Genomic DNA, 22,467 nt, shown 5'->3' with positions numbered 1-22,467 from the left:
CGCTACCCTACCAACGCAGCTTACTCAACGTTTCTATATCTACCGACTTGGTATTTCGATACACCATAATAATGATAGCCAACCCGACCGCTACCTCAGCGGCTGCCAACGCCATGACAAAAAACACAAAAACTTGCCCACTGGCATCTCCTCGGTAAGCCGAAAAAGCGGCAAGCAGTAAATTCACCGCATTGAGCATAAGCTCAATGGACATCATAATAATAATAACATTACGACGAATCAGGACACCAATAACGCCAATGGCGAAAATAATACTACAAAAGATAATGTAGTGGTTCAGTGGAACGCCCTGTATGTTTTGAACGATATTTTCCATTATACTTTCTTAACGTCTTTTTTAGCTAATAATACGGCCCCCACCATCGCTGTAAGCAACAGAATAGATGAAATTTCAAAAGGCAACAAAAACTCCTTAAACAATACTTTCCCTAAATTCTTCACTAAACCAACTTCTTCATTTCCAACAACCATCTGATTATTCGGTTCTATTACACGAAATGCTCCCAGAAGAGTTGCAATAAGACACATGCCAGCGATCGCACCCATAATCTTTACGAAATTCGACTTCATTGGCTCGCTTTCCTTGTTGAGATTCAACAACATTAACACAAATAGGAAAAGAACCATAATGGCCCCCATGTATACAATAAAGTTTACAACGGCCAAAAACTGGGCATTTAATAAAATATAATGAATAGTAAGGGTAAAGAAGGTTATTACCAGGTATAGTACACTATGTACCGGATTCTTGGTAAAAATGGTCATCAAAGCGAAAAAAATAGCCAGAAAAGCAACTAAATAAAATACGGTCATGCTAAACAGATTTTTCTTGGTTTAATTTCTTAATATCAAAAGTAGCTTCTACCAACTTATCTTTTCCGTAGATAAAGTCTTTGCGCAAATATTCCGCTGTAACGTGTGGACCGTCCAAATAAATCGCTTCTTTGGGACATGCCTCCTCGCATAGGCCGCAGAAAATGCAACGCAACATGTTTATCTCATATACCGATGCATATTTTTCCTCCCGGTATAAGTGTTCTTCGCCTTTTTTGCGCTCCGCCGAGGTCATCGTTATCGCTTCAGCGGGGCAAGATAAAGCACAAAGTCCGCATGCTGTACAACGCTCTCTACCTTCCTCATCGCGTTTTAGAGAATGTTGCCCTCTAAAATTCTTCGAATAAGGACGTGTCTCCTCCGGATACCTCACCGTAGGAATCTTTTTAAAGAAGTGCTTTAATGTAATTCCAAGCCCCTTTGCAATCGCCGGAAGATAGATCCTCTCCCAGAAATTCATCGGTTTCTGCTCAATAACTTTTTTTCTATTCGATAATGCTTGCATATCTGTTTCTTTTGGAGATACAGTATATTATATCTCTATATTTTTTTAAAAGACAACATCCTGTGTCCCTATATTTACCTTCCTTGTAACCTACCTGCTATTGTCGAAGAAACAATCTCTGCCTTTATGCAAAGTACATATCCTTTACAACAGTAATAATCCCGGTAAGGACAATATTAGCAATGGCTAAAGGAATCAACATTTTCCACCCCAGATTCATCAATTGGTCGTAGCGGAAGCGTGGCAATGTCCACCGCACCCACATAAAGAAAAAGATAAACCCAAATATCTTAAGGAAAAACACCAGTACACCTATAATAGTAATCCAATTGTGCGACAAGCCCAACTCGTTCATAAATGGGAAATTGTAGCCTCCAAAATACAATGCTGCCATCAGGGCCGACGAGACAAACATATTAATGTATTCCGAAAACATGTACAGTCCCAATTTCATCGATGAATATTCGGTATGGTATCCACCAATAAGTTCAGTTTCACATTCAGGTAAATCAAATGGTACACGGTTACATTCAGCAAATGCACAGGTCATAAAAATCAAAAAACCGAGTGGTTGCACCCAAATATTCCAGTTTACAAACCCAGATTGTTGCGCCACAATCTCGCTCATAGAAAGGGTTCCGGTTACCATCAATAAAGCAATAATCGATAACCCCATTCCTATTTCGTAACTGATACTTTGTGAGGCAGCACGGATAGCCCCCATTAAAGAGAATTTATTATTCGAAGCCCAACCGCCAAGCATAATACCATACACACCTAATGCTACAACGCCAAAAATATACAAGACCCCAACATTTATATCGGCAACCTGAAGAGAAACTTCGCGCCCTCCAATAATAAGAGTGCCGCCCCATGGAATGACAGCAGAGCTGATACACGCTGTAATAATAGCAAGCGTTGGCCCGAGAATAAACAATGTTTTATGGGCTCCCGCAGGAATAATTTCTTCCTTAAAGAAAAATTTCCCTCCATCACACAACGGCTGAAGAATCCCCCATAGCCCTGCACGATCTGGTCCATATCGGTCCTGCATAAAGCCGGCAATTTTACGCTCGGCAAGCGTTGAGTACATCGCAATCACAAGGGATATGGTAAAAACCACAACAACAAGGATTAATTTCTCTACGATAACAACAGTTTCCATTCTTTATGCTTTTATTTATTTCAATCGTTCTGTTCGCTCCAATTGCTCTTCATTTGCTGCTTGCAGCACAAGATCCTGTTCAATAACTGCAGGAGGATTAAAAGAGTTATAATGGTTTGCGGTAATCACCGAATCTTTATCAATTTTCGTCGGTTCTTCCAAAATCCAATCCTGCGTTTGCTTCGTGTCAAAACGACAGGTATTACAGATAAAATCTTCGACCTCGTTGTACGCATCCTTACGGCCGGTCACACGCAATACATCTGCTCCTTTGTACCAGAGCGTCACTTTGCCCGAACAGGTCGGACAGTCGCGATGTGCATCTACAGGCTTCGTAAACCAAACACGATTCTTAAACCGGAATGTTTTATCAGTCAGTGCTCCAACCGGGCAAACGTCAATCACATTTCCTATAAAATCGTTATCCAAAGCCTTTTCAATGAAGGTCGATATTTCTGCGTGGTCGCCCCGGCTGATGATACCGTGTTCACGTTGATCTGTAAGCTGATTAGCAACATACACACAGCGGTAGCAAAGGATACACCGGTTCATGTGCAGTTGTATTTTATCCCCGATATCGATCCGTTCAAATGTCCGCCTCGGAAACTTATACCGCGTTTGCTCCGCGCCGTGCTCATAGCTTAAATCTTGTAGCTTACACTCTCCAGCCTGATCACAGATAGGACAATCCAATGGGTGGTTTATCAATAACATCTCAACAACACCCTTGCGCGCTTCGACAACTTCGGGGGACGTAATGTTTTGTACTTCCATACCATCCATCACCGTGGTACGACAAGAAGCAACCAACTTAGGCATAGGGCGAGGATCCTTTTCTGACCCCTTCGATACTTTTACCAAGCAGGTGCGGCATTTTCCTCCACTCCCCTCTAATTTGGAATAGTAGCACATAGCTGGTGGCACAATATCTCCTCCAATCTCTCGTGCTGCATTAAGTATTGTTGTTCCCGGCGTTACATCCACCGGAATTCCATCTATCGTTACCCTAAATTTTTCTTCTGCCATTTTCTATTTCTTTAAAAAAAGCCATTCATTTTACTGGTCACCTTCTTGTCTTCTCTAAGATGATCATCACACCCTCAACGGTTACCGCTTATACCACAGGTTGGCGAGGCTCCGCATAATGTGCTAAGCCAAAATTCCGCTTTTGTGCCTCCTCAGGATGTGTGATATGCCACTCAAATTCATCTCTGAAATGGCGAATTGCAGCAGCCACAGGCCATGCTGCAGCATCCCCCAGCGGACAGATTGTATTTCCTTCGATCTTACGCTGAATATCCCACAACAAATCAATCTCTTCCATGGATCCTTTTCCACTCTCTATATTATGTAGCACTTTTTCCATCCATCCCGTGCCTTCACGACATGGAGAACACTGTCCACAGCTCTCATGGTGATAAAAACGCGTAAAATTCCACGTATTACGGACAATACATTGATCTTCATCATAGGCAATAAAACCACCCGAACCCATCATGGTTCCCGTTTGAAAACCGCCATCCGCCAATGACTCATACGTCATCAAACGATTTTCACCATTCGCTGTCTTAAACACCAAATTAGCGGGTAAAATCGGCACTGAAGAACCGCCGGCCACCACTGCTTTCAAACGTTTACCATTGGCTATACCACCACAGTACTCATCGGAGTATATAAACTCTTCGACGGGAAGTCCCAATTCTATTTCATAAACCCCAGGTTTAACTAAATTGCCCGAAGCCGAAATAAGTTTAGTTCCTGTACTTCGCTCTATTCCAATCTTAGCATACTCCTCTCCGCCATCATTAATGATGGGAACGGTAGCAGCAATAGACTCCACATTGTTTACAACCGTAGGGCAGCCATACAAACCCGCCACAGCAGGAAAAGGAGGTTTAATCCGCGGATTACCACGCTTCCCTTCCAAGGATTCCAATAAAGCGGTCTCTTCTCCACAGATATAAGCACCACCACCAGGTTGCACATAAATCTCCAGATCGTAGCCTTTACCTAAAATATTTTTACCTAAAAAACCCGCAGCTTTTGCTTCAGCGATAGCCTTTTCGAGAATACGTATCTGTGGCATCATCTCTCCACGTACATAGATATATGATGTATTTGCCCCTAAAGCATAACTCGACACAATCATTCCTTCAATGAGCGCATGCGGAATCTTAGTCATCAGATACCTATCTTTAAATGTGCCCGGTTCAGACTCATCGGCATTACAAACCAAATAACGTGCAACACCTTCCGGTTTAGCCAAAAAGCTCCATTTCATTCCCGTCGGGAAACCTGCTCCACCACGTCCACGTAAACCAGATTTTTTCACTTCCTCGACCACATCATCAGGCGTCATAGTCTTGACGGCTTTCTCCACCGCACGATATCCCCCCTGCTGGCGATAAACCTCAAAGCCCTCAATTCCGGGAACATCAATATGTGTCAACAATAGTTTACGTGCCATATTAAATCTGTTGTGCTTTCTCTTTTAATTGCTCAAGAAGCTGGTCGACGCCATCCTCCGTTAAATTTTCATAAAATGTGTAATCTGGGCCAATTTGAAGTACGGGGCCAAAACCACAAGCCGCCATGCACTCAACCCCGCGCCATGAAAACAGACCATCCTCCGTAACCTCCCCTTCTTTAACACCAAGTCTATTTTCAACATGCTTGATGATGCGTTCTGCACCCACCAAGCAACAAGGCCCTGTGCGACAGATTTCGAGTACATACTTCCCTTTAGGCTCCAAAAAGTACATCGTGTAAAACGTTGCAACCTCATACACCTCAATGGGCTGTATCGCTAAATATGCCGCAACTTTATCCATCGCGTCGACACTTAACCAACCGTATTCCGCCTGTACAATATGTAAAATCGGCAGTAAGGCCGATTTCTGTCTCTTCTCCGGATAGCGCGCGACAATTTCAGCAAACTGCGCCAGCATGTCCGCAGAAAATGTCACAATCATATTTTCTTTTACACTAAGCATCTAATTCTCCTGCAATAACGTTTAAACTACTCATGTTGATAATCGCATCAGAAAGCAACATCCCACTACTCATCGGGGCAAACATCTGATAATTGACGAACGATGGTCTACGGAAATGTAAGCGGTAAGGCGATCGACCTCCATCGTGGATCAGGTAAAAACCTAATTCACCATTCGCTCCCTCCACGGAATGGTATACTTCCGACTGTGGAGTCTCCCACTCCCCCATCACAATCTTAAAGTGATAGATCAATGCTTCCATATTCGTATACACCTGCTCCTTCGGAGGAAGATAAAAAGCAGGAACATCGGCGTGAAATACACCGACTGGTTCTTTCTCTATTTTTCGGAGCGCCTGCTCGATAATACGTAACGATTGCCACATTTCAGCATTTCGTACCATAAACCGATCATACACATCTCCTGTTGTGCCAACAGGAACATCAAAGTCAAATTCTTCGTACGAACAATACGGTGAAACCACGCGAACATCGTAATCAACTCCTGTTGCTCGCAAAATTGGTCCAGACCAACTATAGCTCAGTGCCTCTTCCGGTGTTACCGCTGCTACGCCTGACGTACGCTCAATGAAAATTCTGTTCCGAACGAAAAGCTCTTCAAACTCTTTCAATACTGGAGGGAATCGCTCTAGGAAGGCTTCAATTTTTTGAAAAGCTATCGCGTTGAAATCACGCTCAAACCCACCTATCCTACCAATATTAGTCGTTAAGCGCGCACCACAAATCTCTTCGAAGATTTCATAGATAAACTCCCGCTCTTGCATCACATAGAGAAAGCCCGAAAAGGCTCCTGTATCGACGCCCAGGATCCCATTACAGATAATATGATCTGCTATACGAGCGAGTTCCATGACGATTACACGCATATACTGAACACGCTTTGGAATCTCTATTTCTAATAACTTCTCGACGGTCATGTGCCACCCCATATTATTAATTGGAGACGAACAGTAGTTTAAGCGGTCAGTTAAGGGGGTAATCTGATAAAACGGACGATGTTCTGCAATCTTTTCGAAAGCCCTGTGAATATAACCGATAGTAGAAACTCCACTAACAATACGCTCACCATCAATCTGCACCACATTTTGGAATACACCATGGGTCGCAGGGTGAGTTGGTCCGATATTTAAAGTTACCAGCGCATCTTGCGGATCATTATCTATGAAAACATGTTTATTGGGTGTTATTTTGGTTATAGTCTTACTCATTACATTTCGGTTTTTAGCGTCCAAAATAAAAATCCTTTTTATCTACTCGGTTTGGATCTTCTAAAGGATATTCTTTTCGCATTGGAAAAACATCAAGGTCATCCATATTTAAGATACGACGAAGGTCAGGATGGCCATCGAATACAACACCGTAAAAATCGTATGTCTCGCGTTCCATCCAATTGGCTCCGTTCCAAAGGACCGTGGCCGTCGGAATATGGATATGATCTTTATCTAGAAATACCTTAACACGAATTCGAAGGTTCTCATACATATTGTGCAGATGATAAACCACACAGTACTCCCGCCCTATTTGCAATGGATAATGTACAGCAGTAATATCGGTTAGATAATTAAAACCTAGCGTACTATCCTCCTTCAAATGACTCAACAAAGCAATAAGGGACGCCGCACTAGTTTCCACCGTCAATAATCCATGTGGCTCACCAATCAAAGAGATGGACTCACCAAATGCAACACGTAAGTTGTCTAATACACTATTATTATCCATTGTTTGTTGCTATACCGTACTTTTCCAATAGAGCCTTGTACTCCGGCGTATTCCTCCGGTTCAACGACTCATTCTTAACAATCTCCTGTAATTTCAGGACGCCATCTAAAATAGCTTCAGGTCGAGGCGGACAGCCGGGAACGTATACGTCCACCGGTATAATTTCATCAATCCCTTGCAAAACTGAATATGTGTCGAAAATCCCCCCACTTGAAGCGCACGCACCTACGGCAATTACCCATCGAGGCTCAGCCATTTGAATATATACCTGCTTCAGTACAGGAGCCATCTTTTTCGCAATAGTCCCCATCACCAACAACATATCAGCCTGTCGAGGGGAAAAACTTGGTCGCTCCGCACCAAAACGAGCTAAATCATATGTGGAGCCCATGGTCGCCATGAACTCAATCCCACAACACGAAGTCGCAAAAGGCAAAGGCCACAAAGAGTTCGCCCGCGCCAAACCAATGGCTTTATCCAAACTCGTTGCGAAGAAACCTGCGCCTTCCACTCCTGGAGGTGCTTCTGCTAATGTCACTACTTTACTCATGACTATTTTTTTGGTTTATTATTTAAAGTTTATATTGATGCTTCCTTTATAAGGAACAGGCAGGCAAAACAGGAACTAATCCCAGTCCAACGCCTTCTTCTTGATCACATAAATGAACCCCAATAGAAGCAGTCCCATGAAAACGAACATCTCTATCAATCCATTTACACCAAACTCGCGGAAATTAACAGCCCACGGATACATGAATATCACCTCCACATCAAAAATGACGAACAAGATAGCAACCAAGAAATATTTAACGGAAAACGGCTGTCTGGCATTACCAATGACTTCAACACCCGACTCGAAAGCACCAAGCTTGTTTGCTGTTCGAACTTTAGGGCCGATCATATGCGTCCCAATGATTGTTAAAACACCAAACGCTACCGCGACACCCAATTGTATCAAAATTGGAATATAATCAACTGGTGTGCTTGTTAGGTCTACACTTTCCATAATGTTAGTTTATTATCTTTTCTCAGTAACAAACTTAATTAAATTTTCTTTCAATACCAATACAAAAGGGCTGTAAATCAAAGAAATTTAACGCATTTTGTTAGAATTTATACCGTCAACACACCAGCTGGTGGCGCATCATCTACAAGATGGATTTACCCAGGTTACCCCACCAAAAACTACTTATATACGGTCTAAATAACAACAAAAAAAGGGCTGAAAAATCAGCCCTTTTTATAGAATAAGAAAAATCTTATAATTGCCCTGCGAATTGTCCTGCGAACTCATCATCTGGACTAACCTTCAACGTCTCTTCGAAGTACGTCTTAGCTTTAGCATTATTACCTTTCAAGTAGCTGAAATATCCAAGGTAGTTGTTTGCATCAACTAAGTAAGGGATCTTTTCAGCATCAGTGATAGTGGAAGCTTTAACAGCAGCCAAAAGTTTTGTAAATGTATCAACAAACAAACCTTGTGCTTTCTCTGGATCATACATTACATTATCTAGAGCAAGTTCAGCTAATCCTTTATAGTACAATGCATTTACACTATACTTTTTCACGATATCTTCTTTATTAGCAGCTGCAACAATACCTAATGCTTTTACAGCTTCTTCTAAGATTGGTCTAGCTTTCTCTAGTTTTTCTTTACCTAGTTCTGGCGTAACCTCTTCACCTTCGCCTGGAGAAACAAGTTTTGAACCGTTACCATAAAGTGCTGAACCTAAATAGAAGTTCGCATCATAGTAGTAATCAGAAGTTGGCATCGATGCCGGAATTCTGAAGATTTTAACGGCCGCATCAACTTCACCGTCTTGGTATTTGGCAAATGCTGTTTCTGCAATTTCTGCTTCTAAGTTATCGTCTTCTGTCTGTTTAGCCATTGCTTCTTTCAACAAAGACAAGCCTTTTGCTTCATCTCCTGCTGTAAGGTTTGCTAAACCAGCCATCAAGTAATCACGAGGGATCAAACGTTCAGGTTTTACGCGAGAGAACAACGTATTCATATATTCCGCTGCTTTCGCATAATCCTTATCTTGCAAGTATGCAGTATAACCTAGGTAACGGAATACTTTTGAATCCACCCCCGGCGCATTAGCTAACTCTTGGGATACTTTCTTCAACTCATCGTAGTTACCAGAGTATACCAAGAAATCGGCATAACGTGTTTTTGCTTCCACAGACTGGTCACCTGTTAACGATAAATATTTTTTGTAGTTTTCTACCGCTTGGGTGTTGATTTCACGATATTTCTCTTCCGGTGCTTTCAAAGAAGAAAGATAGTACGTCTCTGCCAACTCACGGAAGATCGGTGCGTAGTTTGGATTCTCACTTGCTAAAGCAGTTAATTGCTCCAATACAACATCATAAGCCTGCGCTCTTCTCGAAATAATAGCTTGTCCAATTTTTGGAGTAAGCAAGCTCGGATCCATATACTCTGCATCGCGGTAGTTCACGAAAGCTTGACTACTTTCACCTAAGCCCGCATAAGCGTCACCTAAAGCGATAAAGACCTGTGGATCTTTTTCGTTCTTACTTTTCGCTTGTGTTAAATATTCAATCGCTTTTGTGTAATCAGGCTTTGGCGCATCGATATATGCTTCACCGATATACAATAAAGGAAGGTAATCCTTTTTACCTAGTCCAGAAACTGCAGAAGCAAACTTACTTTCAGCTGCACTTTGATTGCCCCCCATTAGATCAACAATACCTAAACCAACATTATTCAATTGCTCCTTAGGTGCATTTGTAAGACCTTGATTAAATACAATTGCAGCAGAATCAACTTTATCATTGATTAAGTGGATCTTCCCTAAATAAAAGTAGTTCTCTCCATCCTTAGCCTTTTTCTCAACTAAGTTTTGCAACATACCTTTTGCCTTATCATACTGCTCAGCAGTCATGGCCGCTTTTGCATCTTTTAAGCTTTGCGCACTTACAGAACCAACTGTTCCAGCTAATAATAAACTTAAAACTAATTTGCTGTTTGTCATAATTTATCTGTGTTCTTTTTTATTTTCAAACTTAGATAAAGATACTTTAAAAAAGTAAAATTATCGATATCACTCACTCTGCAATATATAGGCAGAATCCTAATTAAATATTGTCCCTAATAATGATTTCTCTACCCGGCATGGATGCAGGTACTAGCCCCGACTTCAGCACGATTCGCTGTCCACGATCACCCGTTAAAAAAGCAGAAAATCCAATCCCCAATCCCATGTTAGGTTGATAGTTCAAGACATAAAAAGTACGTCTTAATGGGTATTGTTCTGCTGCAATAGTGGATTGGTTAGGCTTATAATACATATTATCTGCCTTTTCACCAATCGTATTCTTCACGCTCAAGATACGAATATTATTTGAAAACGATGATTCCAAATCTAAATATTCATTATAACTAATGACACCGATACGATCGCTATTGTTCATAACAGTGTTAAGCACCCCGCGCGCATCGCCCACACCTTCGACAAAATTGGAAGCAACTTTTTCTATCTTCCCTAATTCCTGTAATTGCCTAAAACTACTGGAATTCAAATTATCAAAGATCAATTTCTTATTGTTCGCATTCTGTCCCTTCATCATATCGAGTACAACTGGAATAGTAACGCTTGTATCAGCCGATTTAGTATTACCAACAAACACAACGGCATCAGACCATACTGGAAAAACGCGTGGTTTAATCGAACGATTAGCAAAATACTCATTTTCCTTTTCATTCAACTCACGGGCCAATACAGCGACCGTTGCCTTATCAGCTAACAACTCTTTAACAGCAAGAACTTCTGGTTTAACTATGATGTTCAATTTTGCATTGGGATAAGCTGCAAGAAAAACCTCCTCTTGCTCTCTCATCAATGGGAATATAGAAGCATCTACCACGACATTTAATGTCCCTACTAAAATATCCTCTTTTGAACCACCTTTAGGAGCTGCCGTACTGTCGACATTGGATTGCCCTTCATTTTTTGTATTAAAGCATCCCACTGTCGTCATTAACAACAAAGCAGCCATTCCTCCGTAGATATATCTTTTCATATAAACCATCGTTAAAAATTCAATACTGAACTAGCGAAAAAAATTATTCTGCCACAAGCGCGCAAAACGCATAAAAGAATAAACGATAAGCAAAACGCCAAAAATATTCTTGTATGCCGGATCAATCGCAATGGGAAAATTATTCCAAAAAATCACCAGTACACCTAGGATGAAATAAAAGGCAAACATCGCTAGGCCTAAAATAGACAGAAATCGCTGTGATGGCGATTTCTGACTAAATTTTTTTGTGTTTCTGTTAAAACCACTCATCTTATTGTTGAAGATCTAAGGTCATCGGTAACTGATACTGTACACGAACCGGACGACCATTTTGAATACCTGGTTTCCATTTCTTCGCTTTTTTCAGCACGTTAATCAATGCTTGTCCTGTTCCATAAGAAAGGTCTTTTACAACTTTCATGTCAGTCAAACTACCATCTCTTTCAACAACGAAAGAAACAACGATTTGACCTTTCACCCCAGCATCAATTGCACCTTGCGGATACGAATAACTTTCTTGAACCCACTTACGGAATGCATTAATACCTCCTTGTGGATCTGGGTTAACCTCTACGGCTGTAAACACTTTATCAATATCTGGGTTACCATCAGGCTTACCTTCGGCAGAACCTGTGATTGCACCTTCTACTTTTTTAGGACCAAACTCCCCAGTTGGTACACCTGAAGCACCTTTCGTACCTTTTAATGTAATACGTGCTGGAGTTTTGTTTTCCTTTTTGATTTCTTCCTGCGTCACAACCTCTTCTTTTACTTGCTGCTGCGGCACAACCTTCGGTTCTGGGAATCTTACTAGATCTTCAGCAGGTGGCTCCTGAGCAATACGTTGTGGTTGTTCTTCTTCTGGTGGAAGAGGCTCTTCTTCTTCTTTTTCAGGCTCCGGAATTTCCAAATCCTCTAAAGTAACTTCCGTAATCATAGGAGCTTCTTCAACAGGCTTGTCTGGAAAAATCTTAATATTAAAGACTTTTGGAGCACTCAAAACAAGAACCGAAGCCGTGATAGCGAACAAACCGATATTAGTAGCCTTCGGCGCAAATTTGCGTAGGTCGTAGGCACCATATTCTTTGTTTCTATTCGCAAAAACGACATCAAGCCATTCTTTTTTGAATATATCTAATTTAGAACCAAACATATAATTTCTTTATAGTGCGATTAGTCGTTGAAAAGACCTTCGCGTTTTAACACTTCAATTTCGTCATTATTGATTTTTGAAATCATATAGCGTTTTACATCTACAATTTTCATCTCGTCTAAGATATCAACAAGATTTCTTTGTACTGATTTTTCGCTTGGTCTGATTACAACGATCAAATCTTTGCCGCCACTGCGAGCTGGAACTTCTTTTTGCATTTTAAGAAGCACTTGACGAATACCATCTTTACCATATTCTACCGTTGCAGGTTGATAAATAGGTTTTGCCAACTGTCCGTAATACCAAGAAATTTTATTGTCCGAACCTAATAGAAGCGTAATTGAGCGCGTATCGGCAATTTCTAAATTGTCGTTCGCATCAATTTTGTTCTTGTCAGGCATCGCCACATCCATCGCTTGAGGCTTATTTAATGACGTAGTAAGCATGAAGAAGGTAATCAATAAGAATGCTAAGTCTACCATGGCGGTCAAATCGACCTTACCACCGTTTTTCTTGGCTCTTACTTTCCCGCCTTTTCCACCTTTCCCACTATCTTGATTTAATTCTGCCATTTTTTAAATTTTTAATCTACTTACTTTCGTTTCTCAAGCCTGTTACAAAACTAAACTTGTTTTGCTTCTGGTTACGAAGAGTTTCGATAATTAAATTAATCGTTGGATATTTTTCGTTTGCATCCGCTTTAATAGCGACCTTCATCGGTCCTGGATCCACGAAATCCTTCTCTCCTTCACGGTCTCTGTTGTACTTGATCGTAGCCAAACGAGCCTGCTGTACCCACTGATACAACTCATTTGAATTCGTCTCCGTACTATCCACTGGAATTCCAGGTTGGATATTTTCTTTACGTTGATCGTTACCAAGAGAAAGCAACTGGCGCATATTTTTCAACGGAACGCCAAATTCGTCCATTTTCTTAAACTCTTCGTAGTCTTTGTCCGAGAACGCAATATCATACTTTGCAGACATGCTTTTCAAAGTCTCCTCACGTACTGTAGGATTTTTAATACTGAAAAACACTTTGCCGCCTTTACCTACAGAGATAATAGAAACATTATCGTCTGGTAGTTTATCTGGCGTTGAAGATGCTGGAACGTCTACTGGCAAAACCTCAGGTTGACGCGCTGTAGCGGTCAAAACGAAGAAAGTAAGAAGCAAGAACGATACGTCACACATCGCCGTCATGTCGATGGATGTACTGGCTCTTTTTACTTTTGCTTTACCCATTTTCTTTACTTCTTTTAATTAACAATTCCTATTCTTTGATACATGATGATTGAAAAGATCAAATTCCATAAAAGAAATTCGATTTTTTTCAAATCGTCTTATTTGTGGTTTGCAGCGTACGTTTGTACGATTGAGAAACCAGCCTCATCGATAGAATAAGTTAAGTTGTCAATTTTAGCAGTCAAGATATTATACAATACGATAGCGAATGTAGATGTCGCGATACCTGTAGCCGTGTTGATCAAGGCCTCAGAGATACCGTTTGCTAATTTCGCTGAATCCGGCGCACCACCAGTTGCCAATGCCGAGAAGGCCTTGATCATACCTGTTACTGTACCTAATAGACCTGTCAATGTACCGATAGAAACTAATGTTGCTAGAACGTTCATGTTTTTCTCTAACATTGGCATTTCTAATGCTGTTGTTTCTTCAATTTCTTTCTGGATAGCCAAAACAGATTTTTCTGAATCTAAACCTGTGTTACCAGAAACGTCTTTGTATTTTAAAAGACCAGCTTTAACTACGTTAGCTACTGAACCTTTTTGTTTGTCACACTCAGCGATAGCTGAATCGATGTTTCCACCATTGATTAATGTTTGGATTTTTCTTACGAAGTTACCCACGTTACCTGTTCCTGATGCTCTGTTGATAACGATAAAACGCTCGATAGCGAATACCCATACCATAAGGAATAAACCGATCAAGATAGGTACAACTACACCAGCGTGGTAAACCATACCTAGGTAGTTACCTGGAAGCGGTTGGTTAACAGGGTTGTTATCGATAAAGTTAGATGGAGCTCCCATTACAAATTTCCATACAAGGTAACCGATGATGAAACAAATGATAATTGCTAAACTCGCAAATAAATTACCTGAATTTCCGCTTTCATTTTTAGCAGGAGTAGTAGTTTTTGGTGCGTTTGCCATTTTACTAATTTTTAGATTTTTACTGTTGTTTAATATTAATGTTTAATTCAATTAATGCAATTTAAAGGCACTTGCCTTGCTTTCGCGCAAAACAAATATACTGTTTTGTATTAAAAATAAAATTTTCTTTACATTTATTTATGTCTTTCCCAAACATCCAAATACCAGCGAACCCATCAGCGGTTTCCGTTCCGTTCCGGTAGTTGTCACCTTTCGATATATTGCGGTTTAGTGCGATATATTTTACAATGAAAACTATTTTTTTTGGTTTATGCAAATTAAAAAATTGTTACTTGCAAAAATTAAGTAAGTATTCACTCACTAAAACAAAGTGCAAACAGTCTGTTTAAACATAAATTCGCTTCAGCAAGCTTAAGAGGTAGAAAAGGGTGAAAGATAAAACCAAAAAAAATAAAAAGTTCCTTAAACAACTATCCGCCAGCCATTTTTACTGAAAATCCTTCTGCGATAAGAATATCATAAACCTTTTGCTTAAAATCTCCCTGTATCAAAATTTCACCATCTTTCGCAGCTCCCCCGACACCACATCGCTGTTTTAATACCTTTGCAAGCGCTTGCAAATCTTCATCGGCGCCAATAAAGCCATCCACTATTGTAACAACTTTACCCTTCCTTGCCTTACGATCCAAAAAGACCTTCAGCTTCTGCTTTCCATTCGGTAAAGTCTCTAATTCCTCGGCGCTTTCGGCCTCTGTGTAGGAGAAATCATCCGCTGTTGAATAGACAATTCCCTCGAAGCGTTGTTTTTTCTGCTTTGCCATCTTAACTTAACAAATTATTTTTAGTGATTTATGCTGAATTGAAATATCGAGCGTATCGCCCATGTCGACCGGCTCGCCATCCACATGCACAGGTCCCCGATCATCACGGATGATTCGAATATTTTTCCCTGGAATGATTTCCACATAATCCGATTGATCGGCACTTTTCGTAAACAAATGAAAGACCATCTTAGGTAATAAATACAAAGGAAACTTATGAACGATACAAACATCCAAAATACCGTCATTTATAGAAGCCTGCGGTGCGATATATGCATTGTTACCATATTGCGGTGAATTTGCAACACTGATCATAAAGGCCTCCCGTTCATATGCTTTGCCATCGATTTCCAATCGGTACACGCTGGGTTTGAATTTACTAAACACGTTTAAGGAAGAACGAAGGTAGCCGATAGGCCCTCGAATATTCTCCGTCGCAAAATGATCACTCACAAAGGCATCAAAACCTATACCGGCTATATTGAAGAAGTTTCTCCCGTTAATCTCTCCCGTGTCCACCTCTACCGTTTCAAATCTATTGATTCGCCGCAAGGCAGCGGACTCGTTCAGCGGAATACCCAGATATAAGGCCAATCCATTGCCCGATCCTTCAGGGATAATACCGAGCGGCATATCTGTCCCTAGAATAGCAGAACCCAATTCATTGATCGTACCATCTCCCCCGACAGCGACTACAGCATCATAACCTTCCTTTATCGCTTGTTTACCCAGTTCATACGCATGATTTGGGTGATTCGTGATCTTGAACGTAGGGTCGAATTTTTTTAAATCGAGCACCTCCAACACCTGTTTATTAAATGCTGTTTTCTTCTTTCCGCCAGAAATTGGGTTAATAACAAATAGGATTCGCTTACGCATATATATATATCAGCTCTTACGGAGATAAAGATAGACAAATCCTTTTACTACTCCACTTTATCGTTAAATACTTTTAAAAATGAGGAAAGAGTAGTATTTTTGCTCGACAAAAAAGTGGACTGATTTGCGCACGGCATATTTACCTATGCCTCAAGGAGATTGCAACCACGGTAAAAAAGTGCTAAAACCGAAAATTAAATGTTTTTCCACTTCTACTTGGCCCCTCTCCGACTGGCGTAATATCGATAATAAAAACGCAAAATGGCATATTTATTTACTTCAGAATCTGTGTCCGAAGGACACCCCGATAAAGTTGCAGATCAAATCTCTGACGCTTTAATTGATAATTTTCTCGCATGGGATGAGGATGCACGCGTTGCTGTCGAGACTTTGGTTACCACAGGACAAGTGGTCCTTGCTGGCGAGGTAAAATCTAAGATTTACCTGGATGTTCAAAAAATCGCTCGCTCGGTGATCGAAAAAATTGGTTATACCAAATCCGAGTATATGTTTGAAGCAAACTCTTGTGGCGTATTGTCGGCTATCCATGAGCAATCTGCGGATATCAACCAAGGGGTAGATCGTAAAACGAAACAAGAACAAGGTGCCGGCGACCAAGGAATCATGTTTGGTTACGCAAGTAATGAAACGGAGAACTATATGCCACTCGCCTTAGATCTTGCTCACCGTTTATTGTATGAACTAGCGGCTCTTCGTCGTGAAAACAAGGAAATTCCTTATTTAAGACCCGATGCGAAATCGCAAGTAACGTTGGAATATAGTGACGATCACAAACCGCAGCGAATCGACACAATTGTAATCTCTACCCAACACGATGATTTTGCTGAAGAAGCAACCATGCTGGCAAAGATTACAGACGATATTAAACATATCCTAATTCCCCGCGTAAAAGCACAACTGTCTCCAGAGTTGCAAGCACTCTTTAACGATGATATCACGTTTCACGTGAACCCGACGGGAAAATTCGTTATCGGTGGCCCGCATGGCGACACAGGCCTAACGGGACGTAAGATCATCGTTGATACCTACGGTGGAAAAGGAGCACATGGTGGTGGTGCATTCTCTGGCAAGGATCCTTCGAAAGTAGATCGTTCAGCGGCTTATGCAACACGTCATATCGCAAAAAATTTAGTGGCGGCCGGTGTAGCTGATGAAATTTTAGTACAGATATCTTATGCTATAGGTGTTAAAGATCCAATGGGTATCTATGTTAATACCTACGGCACGAGCAAAGTAAATCTAAACGACGGAGAAATTGCAACCAAGATCACCGAACTATTTGACATGACGCCTTACGGGATTGAAACACGCTTAGGTTTACGTAACCCAATCTATTCTGAAACTGCGGCTTATGGTCATATGGGACGTACTCCAAAAACCGTAACAAAGACCTTTGAAAGTACAACAGGCGAAATCAAGGAAGTCGAAGTAAACCTATTTACTTGGGAGAAACTTGACTTTGTAGACAAGGTTAAAGAAGCTTTCGGCCTTTAGTCGTGCATACGTAACCGTATAAATAAGGCTGTATCCAAATCGGGTACAGCCTTATTTTATTTAACTGTACAGCGCAGGACAGCTATTCCCTGAAAAGTATGTATCTTTCTACACTAAATAATTAACATAAACCACATGAGTACCAAACTTACCTTTCCGTACAATTCGGCATACCCATCTGTTGCTGATTTACGTAAGAAAGCCAAAACACGTATTCCAAAATTCGCTTTTGACTACCTTGAAGGCGGAGCCAACGAAGAATTCAATCTACAACGCAATGAGAGCGATTTTGACCATATATACCTCAAACCACGCTACCTTGCGGAAAATGGTAACATAGACCTCTCAACAGAATTGTTCGGCAAAAAATACAGCGCTCCTTTTGGCATATCACCTATTGGCCTTCAAGGATTAATGTGGCCTAATGCGCCGGAAATCTTAGCTAAAGCAGCCGCTAAGGAAAAAATCCCATATATCTTAAGCACCGTATCCACATCCAGTATTGAACGGATTGCCGAGGTCTCCGAAGGATCTGCTTGGTTTCAGCTTTATCATCCAACCGAGGATCACCTTCGCGACGATATCTTAAACCGCCTACAGGCCGTAGAATGTCCTGTATTAGTTGTGTTGGTCGACGTTCCCGCTTTTGGACTGCGTTATAGAGAAATTAAAAGTGGATTATCTATGCCTCCAAAAATGAATATCGCTAACATTTTTCAAGCCATGATCCGCCCGACATGGGGAATAAAAACTTTACAACAAGGTATCCCCTCCTTCGCTACATTAAAACCATATATGGAGGCTGGCCTCGACCTCAGCCAGTTGGGCCAATTTATGAACAAGACCTTTACGGGTAAAGTTACATTTGAAAAAATTAAAGCCATTCGTGAACGCTGGAAAGGACCGCTCGTATTAAAGGGCATTGCGACCGATGAAGATATGCAAGAGGCCATACAATTAGGTGCGGATGGTGTAATTGTTTCCAATCACGGTGGCCGGCAACTCGATGCGGCCGAATCGTCGATCAATTCATTGATCCGCCTCGCAAATAATCCAGCATATAAAGATAAGATCAAGATTATGATGGACGGAGGAATTCGTTCGGGGGTAGATTTAGCCCGTGCGCATGCTGTTGGGTCGGCCTTTAACTTTATGGGTAGACCTTTTATGTATGGGGTGGGTGCACTCGGTGACCATGGAGGTGAGCACACGATCAACATGTTCAAAACCCATTTGTATCAAATTATGCAGCAGCTATCCATTGATAAAATAGATAGATTTTCGGAAAGGCTTCTCTAAAAGCCTTTCTATTCCTACCTTTGTGCTATGATAATTGCAGAGAGATACCACGATATTTCATGTGGACATCGTGTTGTTGGACACGAAGGGAAATGTCGTTTTTTACACGGGCATAATTACCGCATACACTTCACCATAGCCTCAACGGCATTGGATGAGATAGGTCGCGTTATAGACTTCTCTGTTATCAAATCTCAACTTTGTATGTGGTTAGAGGATAATTTTGATCACAAATTCCTAATTTGGGAGAAGGATGAACTATTGGAGCAGCTAAAATTGGTTGCAAGTGAAAGTCTTGTCATTGTTCCTTTCAACCCTACAGCAGAAAACATTGCTCAATATATGGTCGAGAAAATAGGACCACAACAATTAGAAGGCCTTGGCGTGGAGCTCGTTTCTTGTAAAGTCGAAGAAACCGCGAAGTGTTCAGCTAGTTTTTCACGCTAGCAAAACCTGTCTTAAACAAGCGCTATAGCCTCGCATCTACTTGCGTCCGATCAAGCACAGCCTTACAGTCAAATAAAACAGACTGAGGCTTACGAAGTTCGCTCATGTTTATATCCAGAAAATCTTGGTGTGCCACAGCTAAGATAACAGCGTCATAAGCGGAAACAGCTCGGTCATCAAGTTTCTTTAAAATAGAAACACCGAAATCTTGCTGTACTTCCACTACATTTACCCAAGGGTCGAATATATGTGGGACCGCACCATATTGCTTTAACTCATCGTAAATATCCATTACCTTGGTATTTCGGATATCTGGACAATTCTCTTTAAAGGTCATCCCTAGTATCAAAACATCTGCTCCTTTAACAGCGATTTCCTTATTGAGCATCAATTTAACCACCTTGGAAGCTACAAATTCCGCCATCCGATCGTTCACGCGCCTACCCGACAAAATTACTTCGGGATGATAACCCAACTGTGAAGCTTTATGTGCCAAATAATACGGATCGACCGAGATACAGTGTCCTCCGACTAAACCAGGTTTATACTTTAAGAAATTATATTTTGTGCCCGCGGCTTCCAGAACTTCATGCGTATCTATCCCCACCCGATCAAAAATCAACGCTAACTCATTGACAAACGAGATGTTAACATCGCGCTGCGCATTTTCAATCGCTTTTGCCGCTTCGGCAACCTTAATCGAGGAAGCTTTAAAGGTACCTGCCGTAATAATTCTGCGATATAATGCATCAATCTCCTCGGCAACCGCAGACGTACTTCCAGAAGTAACCTTAACAACATTTTGCAAGGTCCTCGTCTTATCTCCCGGATTAATACGCTCAGGCGAGTAACCCACAAAGAAATCTTCATTATACACCAATCCCGACACACGCTCCAACACCGGCACACAATCCTCTTCTGTGCATCCAGGATACACGGTCGATTCATAAATCACGATATCTCCGGATTTCAACACACGACCTATAATCTCAGACGCAGTCAATAAGAACCGTAAATCGGGCGCATTAAACTCATCAATAGGCGTAGGAACTGTGACAATATACACCGAAGCATCTTCAATATCTTCGGTCAGTGTGCTCGCACGGTATCCCCCCTCTCCTCGCTCACTCTTGTCAAGCATCTGTTGAATCAAAGACGTCTCCGCTTCCAACGTACGATCATATCCTTGATTCAACTCCGCGACGCGCACGGCATCAATATCAAATCCCACCACAGGGTGGTGAGCAGCAAAAGCCAATGCTAAAGGAAGCCCAACATACCCTTGACCAATTACGGCAATTTTCTTATCCATGCTTCCCTACCTTGCTTACTAAACTAATGTCGATCCTTCTTTCTCTAATGTCTCGTACACATGCTTTACATCTTGCGCATGCGCTTTATCCATAATTAAGACAGCATCATCCGTATTGACCACAATACAATTTTTAAGACCAAGGAAAACGGTATGCTTCGAACCACCAATCACCACATTTCCTGCTTCATCCTTTGGATGTCCTTTAGTGATTAGGTAGTCATATAGCGAGTCGAAAGACCCCATGTCGGACCACTGGAAAAACGAAGGAACTACCTTAATACTATCACTCCGTTCCATAATAGCATAATCAACACTTTTAGACGGAATACGCATGGAAAGCTCTTCATCCAACACCCCATCCTTAGCCCCGTCGAAAGCTGCTTTCGCGGCCGTATACAACTTTGGATCAAAGCGTTCTAGTTCTTGCAGGTAAGTACTTGCTTTGAAGCAAAAAATACCCGAGTTCCAAAAGAAATTACCTTGCTTGATAAAGTCTTTTGCTGTCTCATAGTTTGGTTTCTCACGAAACGACAATACATCGGTTCCAGCTGCCTCAATATATCCATAACCTGTCTCTGGACGAGTTGGGTTTATTCCAAATGTCACTAAGAATCCTTCCTTTGCGAACTCAATACCACGCTTAAGTGCTTGTAGATACTGTTCCTCTCCCTCAATCAAGTGATCTGAAGGTGTAACCACAAGAATATCATCCGGATCCGTGGATAAAGCAGCAAACGCAATAGCCGCGGCTGTATTCCGTGGCACCGCCTCTACAATAATATCATGTGAAACCTTACTAAGCTCTTCTTTAGCCAAATCTATGTTCTGAACAGAACCAACGAGCAATACATGGTTACATACCTTCTCGTTTCGTTCTATCGTTAATCCAAACAAAGACTTATTTTGAAAAAATGGGAGATATTGTTTCGGCTTAGACTTTCGGGACAATGGCCACAATCGAGATCCAACTCCACCGGATAGGATCACATTAATAACATTACTCATATTGCTTTATGCTCTTTTATTTCTATTTCCGTATTTGGAAAATGTTTCATTATCAATTCGCTGGTAACTTGATCACGCCTGATGTACAACTGTGCACACGCTCGTGCATCCGATAGCGCATCATGGTGATGTAACTCAATCCCCATAATCGCACAGCAAATACTTAATTTCGTCTTTTTAAACCCTTTCGCACTATAAATTTTACTCGTACACTCCCACATTTTAGGCAATTGCAGGGATTTATAAGGCAGCTCAAATCGCGTCATTGTCTTCATCAAAACCTCGCGATCAAATTTCTCATTGTGCGCCACCATTTTTTGTTGTTTTAGATAGGGCTCTATCTTCGGAAAAATTTCCGCAAAAGTGGGTGCATCCTTCGTATCCTTAGATTTTATACCATGAACACGTGTGGTCTGCCACATATATTTATTCCCAGGAGGTTGGACCAGACCGTAGAATTCATCCACAATCTGACTATTCTCTACCTTCACTATACCTACGGCACATACACTTGTATAATCTGCTGTTGCCAATTCAAAATCTATCGCTGTAAAGGTCATACTCATCAACATCAAAGGTAACGATTTTAATTAC

At 41.3% G+C, this 22,467-nt stretch carries 25 protein-coding genes; 3 read left to right on the top strand and 22 right to left on the bottom strand.

Going from position 1 to position 22,467, the window contains the following annotated elements; all coding sequences use genetic code 11:
- Positions 1–7: 7 nt before the first annotated feature.
- The 19 genes from nuoK to E2P86_RS01190 form a co-directional block, all read right to left on the bottom strand.
- Positions 8–337 (bottom strand): NADH-quinone oxidoreductase subunit NuoK, encoded by a 330-nt coding sequence (gene nuoK / locus E2P86_RS01285; protein WP_085474165.1) that lies wholly within the window; start codon positions 335–337, stop codon positions 8–10.
- The gene (locus tag E2P86_RS01280) at positions 337–834 is read right to left on the bottom strand and encodes an NADH-quinone oxidoreductase subunit J family protein (protein ID WP_085474164.1); all 498 of its coding nucleotides are present in this window, start codon (positions 832–834) and stop codon (positions 337–339) included. The genes nuoK and E2P86_RS01280 overlap by 1 nt, the downstream gene beginning before the upstream one ends.
- Before the next feature lies 1 nt (position 835).
- Positions 836–1,360 (bottom strand): NuoI/complex I 23 kDa subunit family protein, encoded by a 525-nt coding sequence (locus E2P86_RS01275; protein ID WP_134430229.1) that lies wholly within the window; start codon positions 1,358–1,360, stop codon positions 836–838.
- Positions 1,361–1,484: 124 nt separating this feature from the next.
- Positions 1,485–2,525 carry an NADH-quinone oxidoreductase subunit NuoH gene (gene nuoH, locus E2P86_RS01270; protein ID WP_085474162.1) on the bottom strand — a complete coding sequence of 347 codons (1,041 nt, stop codon included), beginning with the start codon at positions 2,523–2,525 and terminating at the stop codon, positions 1,485–1,487.
- Positions 2,526–2,540: 15 nt separating this feature from the next.
- Positions 2,541–3,551, bottom strand: a complete 1,011-nt coding sequence (locus tag E2P86_RS01265; RefSeq protein WP_085474161.1) for a 2Fe-2S iron-sulfur cluster-binding protein — start codon at positions 3,549–3,551, stop codon at positions 2,541–2,543.
- An 88-nt stretch (positions 3,552–3,639) separates the two neighbouring features.
- A complete protein-coding gene (gene nuoF / locus E2P86_RS01260) occupies positions 3,640–4,992 on the bottom strand; it encodes an NADH-quinone oxidoreductase subunit NuoF (protein WP_085474160.1) in 1,353 nt (450 codons plus the stop codon).
- Position 4,993: 1 nt separating this feature from the next.
- On the bottom strand, positions 4,994–5,518 hold the full coding sequence (locus E2P86_RS01255) for an NADH-quinone oxidoreductase subunit NuoE family protein (protein WP_085474159.1): 525 nt from the start codon (positions 5,516–5,518) through the stop codon (positions 4,994–4,996).
- Positions 5,511–6,746: an NADH-quinone oxidoreductase subunit D gene (locus E2P86_RS01250; protein ID WP_134430227.1), complete on the bottom strand. Its 1,236-nt coding sequence runs from the start codon at positions 6,744–6,746 to the stop codon at positions 5,511–5,513. The genes E2P86_RS01255 and E2P86_RS01250 overlap by 8 nt, the downstream gene beginning before the upstream one ends.
- A gap of 13 nt (positions 6,747–6,759) precedes the next feature.
- Positions 6,760–7,257, bottom strand: a complete 498-nt coding sequence (locus E2P86_RS01245; protein WP_085474157.1) for an NADH-quinone oxidoreductase subunit C — start codon at positions 7,255–7,257, stop codon at positions 6,760–6,762.
- Entirely contained in the window at positions 7,250–7,807 is a 558-nt protein-coding gene (locus E2P86_RS01240) for an NADH-quinone oxidoreductase subunit B (protein ID WP_085474156.1), read from the bottom strand. Before E2P86_RS01240 ends, E2P86_RS01245 begins: the two co-directional genes overlap by 8 nt.
- Positions 7,808–7,882: 75 nt before the next feature.
- Positions 7,883–8,263 (bottom strand): NADH-quinone oxidoreductase subunit A, encoded by a 381-nt coding sequence (locus tag E2P86_RS01235; RefSeq protein WP_085474155.1) that lies wholly within the window; start codon positions 8,261–8,263, stop codon positions 7,883–7,885.
- Positions 8,264–8,516: 253 nt separating this feature from the next.
- Positions 8,517–10,256, bottom strand: a complete 1,740-nt coding sequence (locus E2P86_RS01230) for a tetratricopeptide repeat protein (RefSeq protein WP_085474154.1) — start codon at positions 10,254–10,256, stop codon at positions 8,517–8,519.
- Positions 10,257–10,359: 103 nt separating this feature from the next.
- On the bottom strand, positions 10,360–11,304 hold the full coding sequence (locus E2P86_RS01225) for a PstS family phosphate ABC transporter substrate-binding protein (RefSeq protein ID WP_159451877.1): 945 nt from the start codon (positions 11,302–11,304) through the stop codon (positions 10,360–10,362).
- A gap of 271 nt (positions 11,305–11,575) precedes the next feature.
- Entirely contained in the window at positions 11,576–12,457 is an 882-nt protein-coding gene (locus tag E2P86_RS01215; protein WP_085474151.1) for an energy transducer TonB, read from the bottom strand.
- A gap of 20 nt (positions 12,458–12,477) precedes the next feature.
- Positions 12,478–13,029, bottom strand: coding sequence for an ExbD/TolR family protein (locus E2P86_RS01210; protein WP_085474150.1), 552 nt, complete (start codon positions 13,027–13,029; stop codon positions 12,478–12,480).
- 16 nt (positions 13,030–13,045) lie between these two features.
- Positions 13,046–13,702, bottom strand: coding sequence for an ExbD/TolR family protein (locus E2P86_RS01205; RefSeq protein ID WP_085474149.1), 657 nt, complete (start codon positions 13,700–13,702; stop codon positions 13,046–13,048).
- 98 nt (positions 13,703–13,800) lie between these two features.
- Complete coding sequence (locus tag E2P86_RS01200; RefSeq protein ID WP_085474148.1) at positions 13,801–14,631, bottom strand: MotA/TolQ/ExbB proton channel family protein; 831 nt, start codon at positions 14,629–14,631, stop codon at positions 13,801–13,803.
- A 431-nt stretch (positions 14,632–15,062) separates the two neighbouring features.
- Positions 15,063–15,413 (bottom strand): translation initiation factor, encoded by a 351-nt coding sequence (locus E2P86_RS01195; RefSeq protein WP_085474146.1) that lies wholly within the window; start codon positions 15,411–15,413, stop codon positions 15,063–15,065.
- 6 nt (positions 15,414–15,419) lie between these two features.
- On the bottom strand, positions 15,420–16,292 hold the full coding sequence (locus E2P86_RS01190) for a diacylglycerol/lipid kinase family protein (RefSeq protein WP_085474145.1): 873 nt from the start codon (positions 16,290–16,292) through the stop codon (positions 15,420–15,422).
- Between the two features lie 261 nt (positions 16,293–16,553).
- Between E2P86_RS01190 and metK the strand changes: the two genes are divergently transcribed.
- The 3 genes from metK to E2P86_RS01175 all read left to right on the top strand — a co-directional run bounded on the left by metK (position 16,554) and on the right by E2P86_RS01175 (position 19,553).
- Positions 16,554–17,807: a methionine adenosyltransferase gene (metK, locus tag E2P86_RS01185; protein WP_085474144.1), complete on the top strand. Its 1,254-nt coding sequence runs from the start codon at positions 16,554–16,556 to the stop codon at positions 17,805–17,807.
- A 135-nt stretch (positions 17,808–17,942) separates the two neighbouring features.
- On the top strand, positions 17,943–19,106 hold the full coding sequence (locus E2P86_RS01180; protein WP_085474143.1) for an alpha-hydroxy acid oxidase: 1,164 nt from the start codon (positions 17,943–17,945) through the stop codon (positions 19,104–19,106).
- A gap of 27 nt (positions 19,107–19,133) precedes the next feature.
- Positions 19,134–19,553, top strand: a complete 420-nt coding sequence (locus tag E2P86_RS01175; RefSeq protein WP_085474142.1) for a 6-pyruvoyl trahydropterin synthase family protein — start codon at positions 19,134–19,136, stop codon at positions 19,551–19,553.
- A gap of 22 nt (positions 19,554–19,575) precedes the next feature.
- Here E2P86_RS01175 and E2P86_RS01170 read toward each other — a convergent pair whose 3' ends face one another.
- Genes E2P86_RS01170 through E2P86_RS01160 form a run of 3 tightly spaced genes read right to left on the bottom strand, consistent with a single transcriptional unit; the run spans position 19,576 to position 22,445 of the window.
- The gene (locus E2P86_RS01170; RefSeq protein ID WP_085474141.1) at positions 19,576–20,865 is read right to left on the bottom strand and encodes a nucleotide sugar dehydrogenase; all 1,290 of its coding nucleotides are present in this window, start codon (positions 20,863–20,865) and stop codon (positions 19,576–19,578) included.
- An 18-nt stretch (positions 20,866–20,883) separates the two neighbouring features.
- A complete protein-coding gene (locus E2P86_RS01165) occupies positions 20,884–21,873 on the bottom strand; it encodes a mannose-1-phosphate guanylyltransferase (protein WP_085474140.1) in 990 nt (329 codons plus the stop codon).
- Positions 21,870–22,445: a 3'-5' exonuclease gene (locus E2P86_RS01160; RefSeq protein WP_240775595.1), complete on the bottom strand. Its 576-nt coding sequence runs from the start codon at positions 22,443–22,445 to the stop codon at positions 21,870–21,872. Before E2P86_RS01160 ends, E2P86_RS01165 begins: the two co-directional genes overlap by 4 nt.
- Positions 22,446–22,467 lie beyond the last annotated feature (22 nt).

Source organism: Sphingobacterium psychroaquaticum (genome assembly GCF_004421025.1).
GTDB lineage: Bacteria > Bacteroidota > Bacteroidia > Sphingobacteriales > Sphingobacteriaceae > Sphingobacterium > Sphingobacterium psychroaquaticum.
Note: the sequence above shows the minus strand (reverse complement) of the source record. Positions and strands in the feature narration are given on the sequence as shown.

What these genes read in the sequence shown, in the direction of transcription:
- nuoK (WP_085474165.1), bottom strand. Translation starts at nt 337, where the DNA reads ATGGAAAATATCGTTCAAAACATACAGGGCGTTCCACTGAACCACTAC.
- E2P86_RS01280 (WP_085474164.1), bottom strand. Translation starts at nt 834, where the DNA reads ATGACCGTATTTTATTTAGTTGCTTTTCTGGCTATTTTTTTCGCTTTG.
- E2P86_RS01275 (WP_134430229.1), bottom strand. Translation starts at nt 1,360, where the DNA reads ATGCAAGCATTATCGAATAGAAAAAAAGTTATTGAGCAGAAACCGATG.
- nuoH (WP_085474162.1), bottom strand. Translation starts at nt 2,525, where the DNA reads ATGGAAACTGTTGTTATCGTAGAGAAATTAATCCTTGTTGTTGTGGTT.
- E2P86_RS01265 (WP_085474161.1), bottom strand. Translation starts at nt 3,551, where the DNA reads ATGGCAGAAGAAAAATTTAGGGTAACGATAGATGGAATTCCGGTGGAT.
- nuoF (WP_085474160.1), bottom strand. Translation starts at nt 4,992, where the DNA reads ATGGCACGTAAACTATTGTTGACACATATTGATGTTCCCGGAATTGAG.
- E2P86_RS01255 (WP_085474159.1), bottom strand. Translation starts at nt 5,518, where the DNA reads ATGCTTAGTGTAAAAGAAAATATGATTGTGACATTTTCTGCGGACATG.
- E2P86_RS01250 (WP_134430227.1), bottom strand. Translation starts at nt 6,746, where the DNA reads ATGAGTAAGACTATAACCAAAATAACACCCAATAAACATGTTTTCATA.
- E2P86_RS01245 (WP_085474157.1), bottom strand. Translation starts at nt 7,257, where the DNA reads ATGGATAATAATAGTGTATTAGACAACTTACGTGTTGCATTTGGTGAG.
- E2P86_RS01240 (WP_085474156.1), bottom strand. Translation starts at nt 7,807, where the DNA reads ATGAGTAAAGTAGTGACATTAGCAGAAGCACCTCCAGGAGTGGAAGGC.
- E2P86_RS01235 (WP_085474155.1), bottom strand. Translation starts at nt 8,263, where the DNA reads ATGGAAAGTGTAGACCTAACAAGCACACCAGTTGATTATATTCCAATT.
- E2P86_RS01230 (WP_085474154.1), bottom strand. Translation starts at nt 10,256, where the DNA reads ATGACAAACAGCAAATTAGTTTTAAGTTTATTATTAGCTGGAACAGTT.
- E2P86_RS01225 (WP_159451877.1), bottom strand. Translation starts at nt 11,304, where the DNA reads ATGAAAAGATATATCTACGGAGGAATGGCTGCTTTGTTGTTAATGACG.
- E2P86_RS01215 (WP_085474151.1), bottom strand. Translation starts at nt 12,457, where the DNA reads ATGTTTGGTTCTAAATTAGATATATTCAAAAAAGAATGGCTTGATGTC.
- E2P86_RS01210 (WP_085474150.1), bottom strand. Translation starts at nt 13,029, where the DNA reads ATGGCAGAATTAAATCAAGATAGTGGGAAAGGTGGAAAAGGCGGGAAA.
- E2P86_RS01205 (WP_085474149.1), bottom strand. Translation starts at nt 13,702, where the DNA reads ATGGGTAAAGCAAAAGTAAAAAGAGCCAGTACATCCATCGACATGACG.
- E2P86_RS01200 (WP_085474148.1), bottom strand. Translation starts at nt 14,631, where the DNA reads ATGGCAAACGCACCAAAAACTACTACTCCTGCTAAAAATGAAAGCGGA.
- E2P86_RS01195 (WP_085474146.1), bottom strand. Translation starts at nt 15,413, where the DNA reads ATGGCAAAGCAGAAAAAACAACGCTTCGAGGGAATTGTCTATTCAACA.
- E2P86_RS01190 (WP_085474145.1), bottom strand. Translation starts at nt 16,292, where the DNA reads ATGCGTAAGCGAATCCTATTTGTTATTAACCCAATTTCTGGCGGAAAG.
- metK (WP_085474144.1), top strand. Translation starts at nt 16,554, where the DNA reads ATGGCATATTTATTTACTTCAGAATCTGTGTCCGAAGGACACCCCGAT.
- E2P86_RS01180 (WP_085474143.1), top strand. Translation starts at nt 17,943, where the DNA reads ATGAGTACCAAACTTACCTTTCCGTACAATTCGGCATACCCATCTGTT.
- E2P86_RS01175 (WP_085474142.1), top strand. Translation starts at nt 19,134, where the DNA reads ATGATAATTGCAGAGAGATACCACGATATTTCATGTGGACATCGTGTT.
- E2P86_RS01170 (WP_085474141.1), bottom strand. Translation starts at nt 20,865, where the DNA reads ATGGATAAGAAAATTGCCGTAATTGGTCAAGGGTATGTTGGGCTTCCT.
- E2P86_RS01165 (WP_085474140.1), bottom strand. Translation starts at nt 21,873, where the DNA reads ATGAGTAATGTTATTAATGTGATCCTATCCGGTGGAGTTGGATCTCGA.
- E2P86_RS01160 (WP_240775595.1), bottom strand. Translation starts at nt 22,445, where the DNA reads ATGTTGATGAGTATGACCTTTACAGCGATAGATTTTGAATTGGCAACA.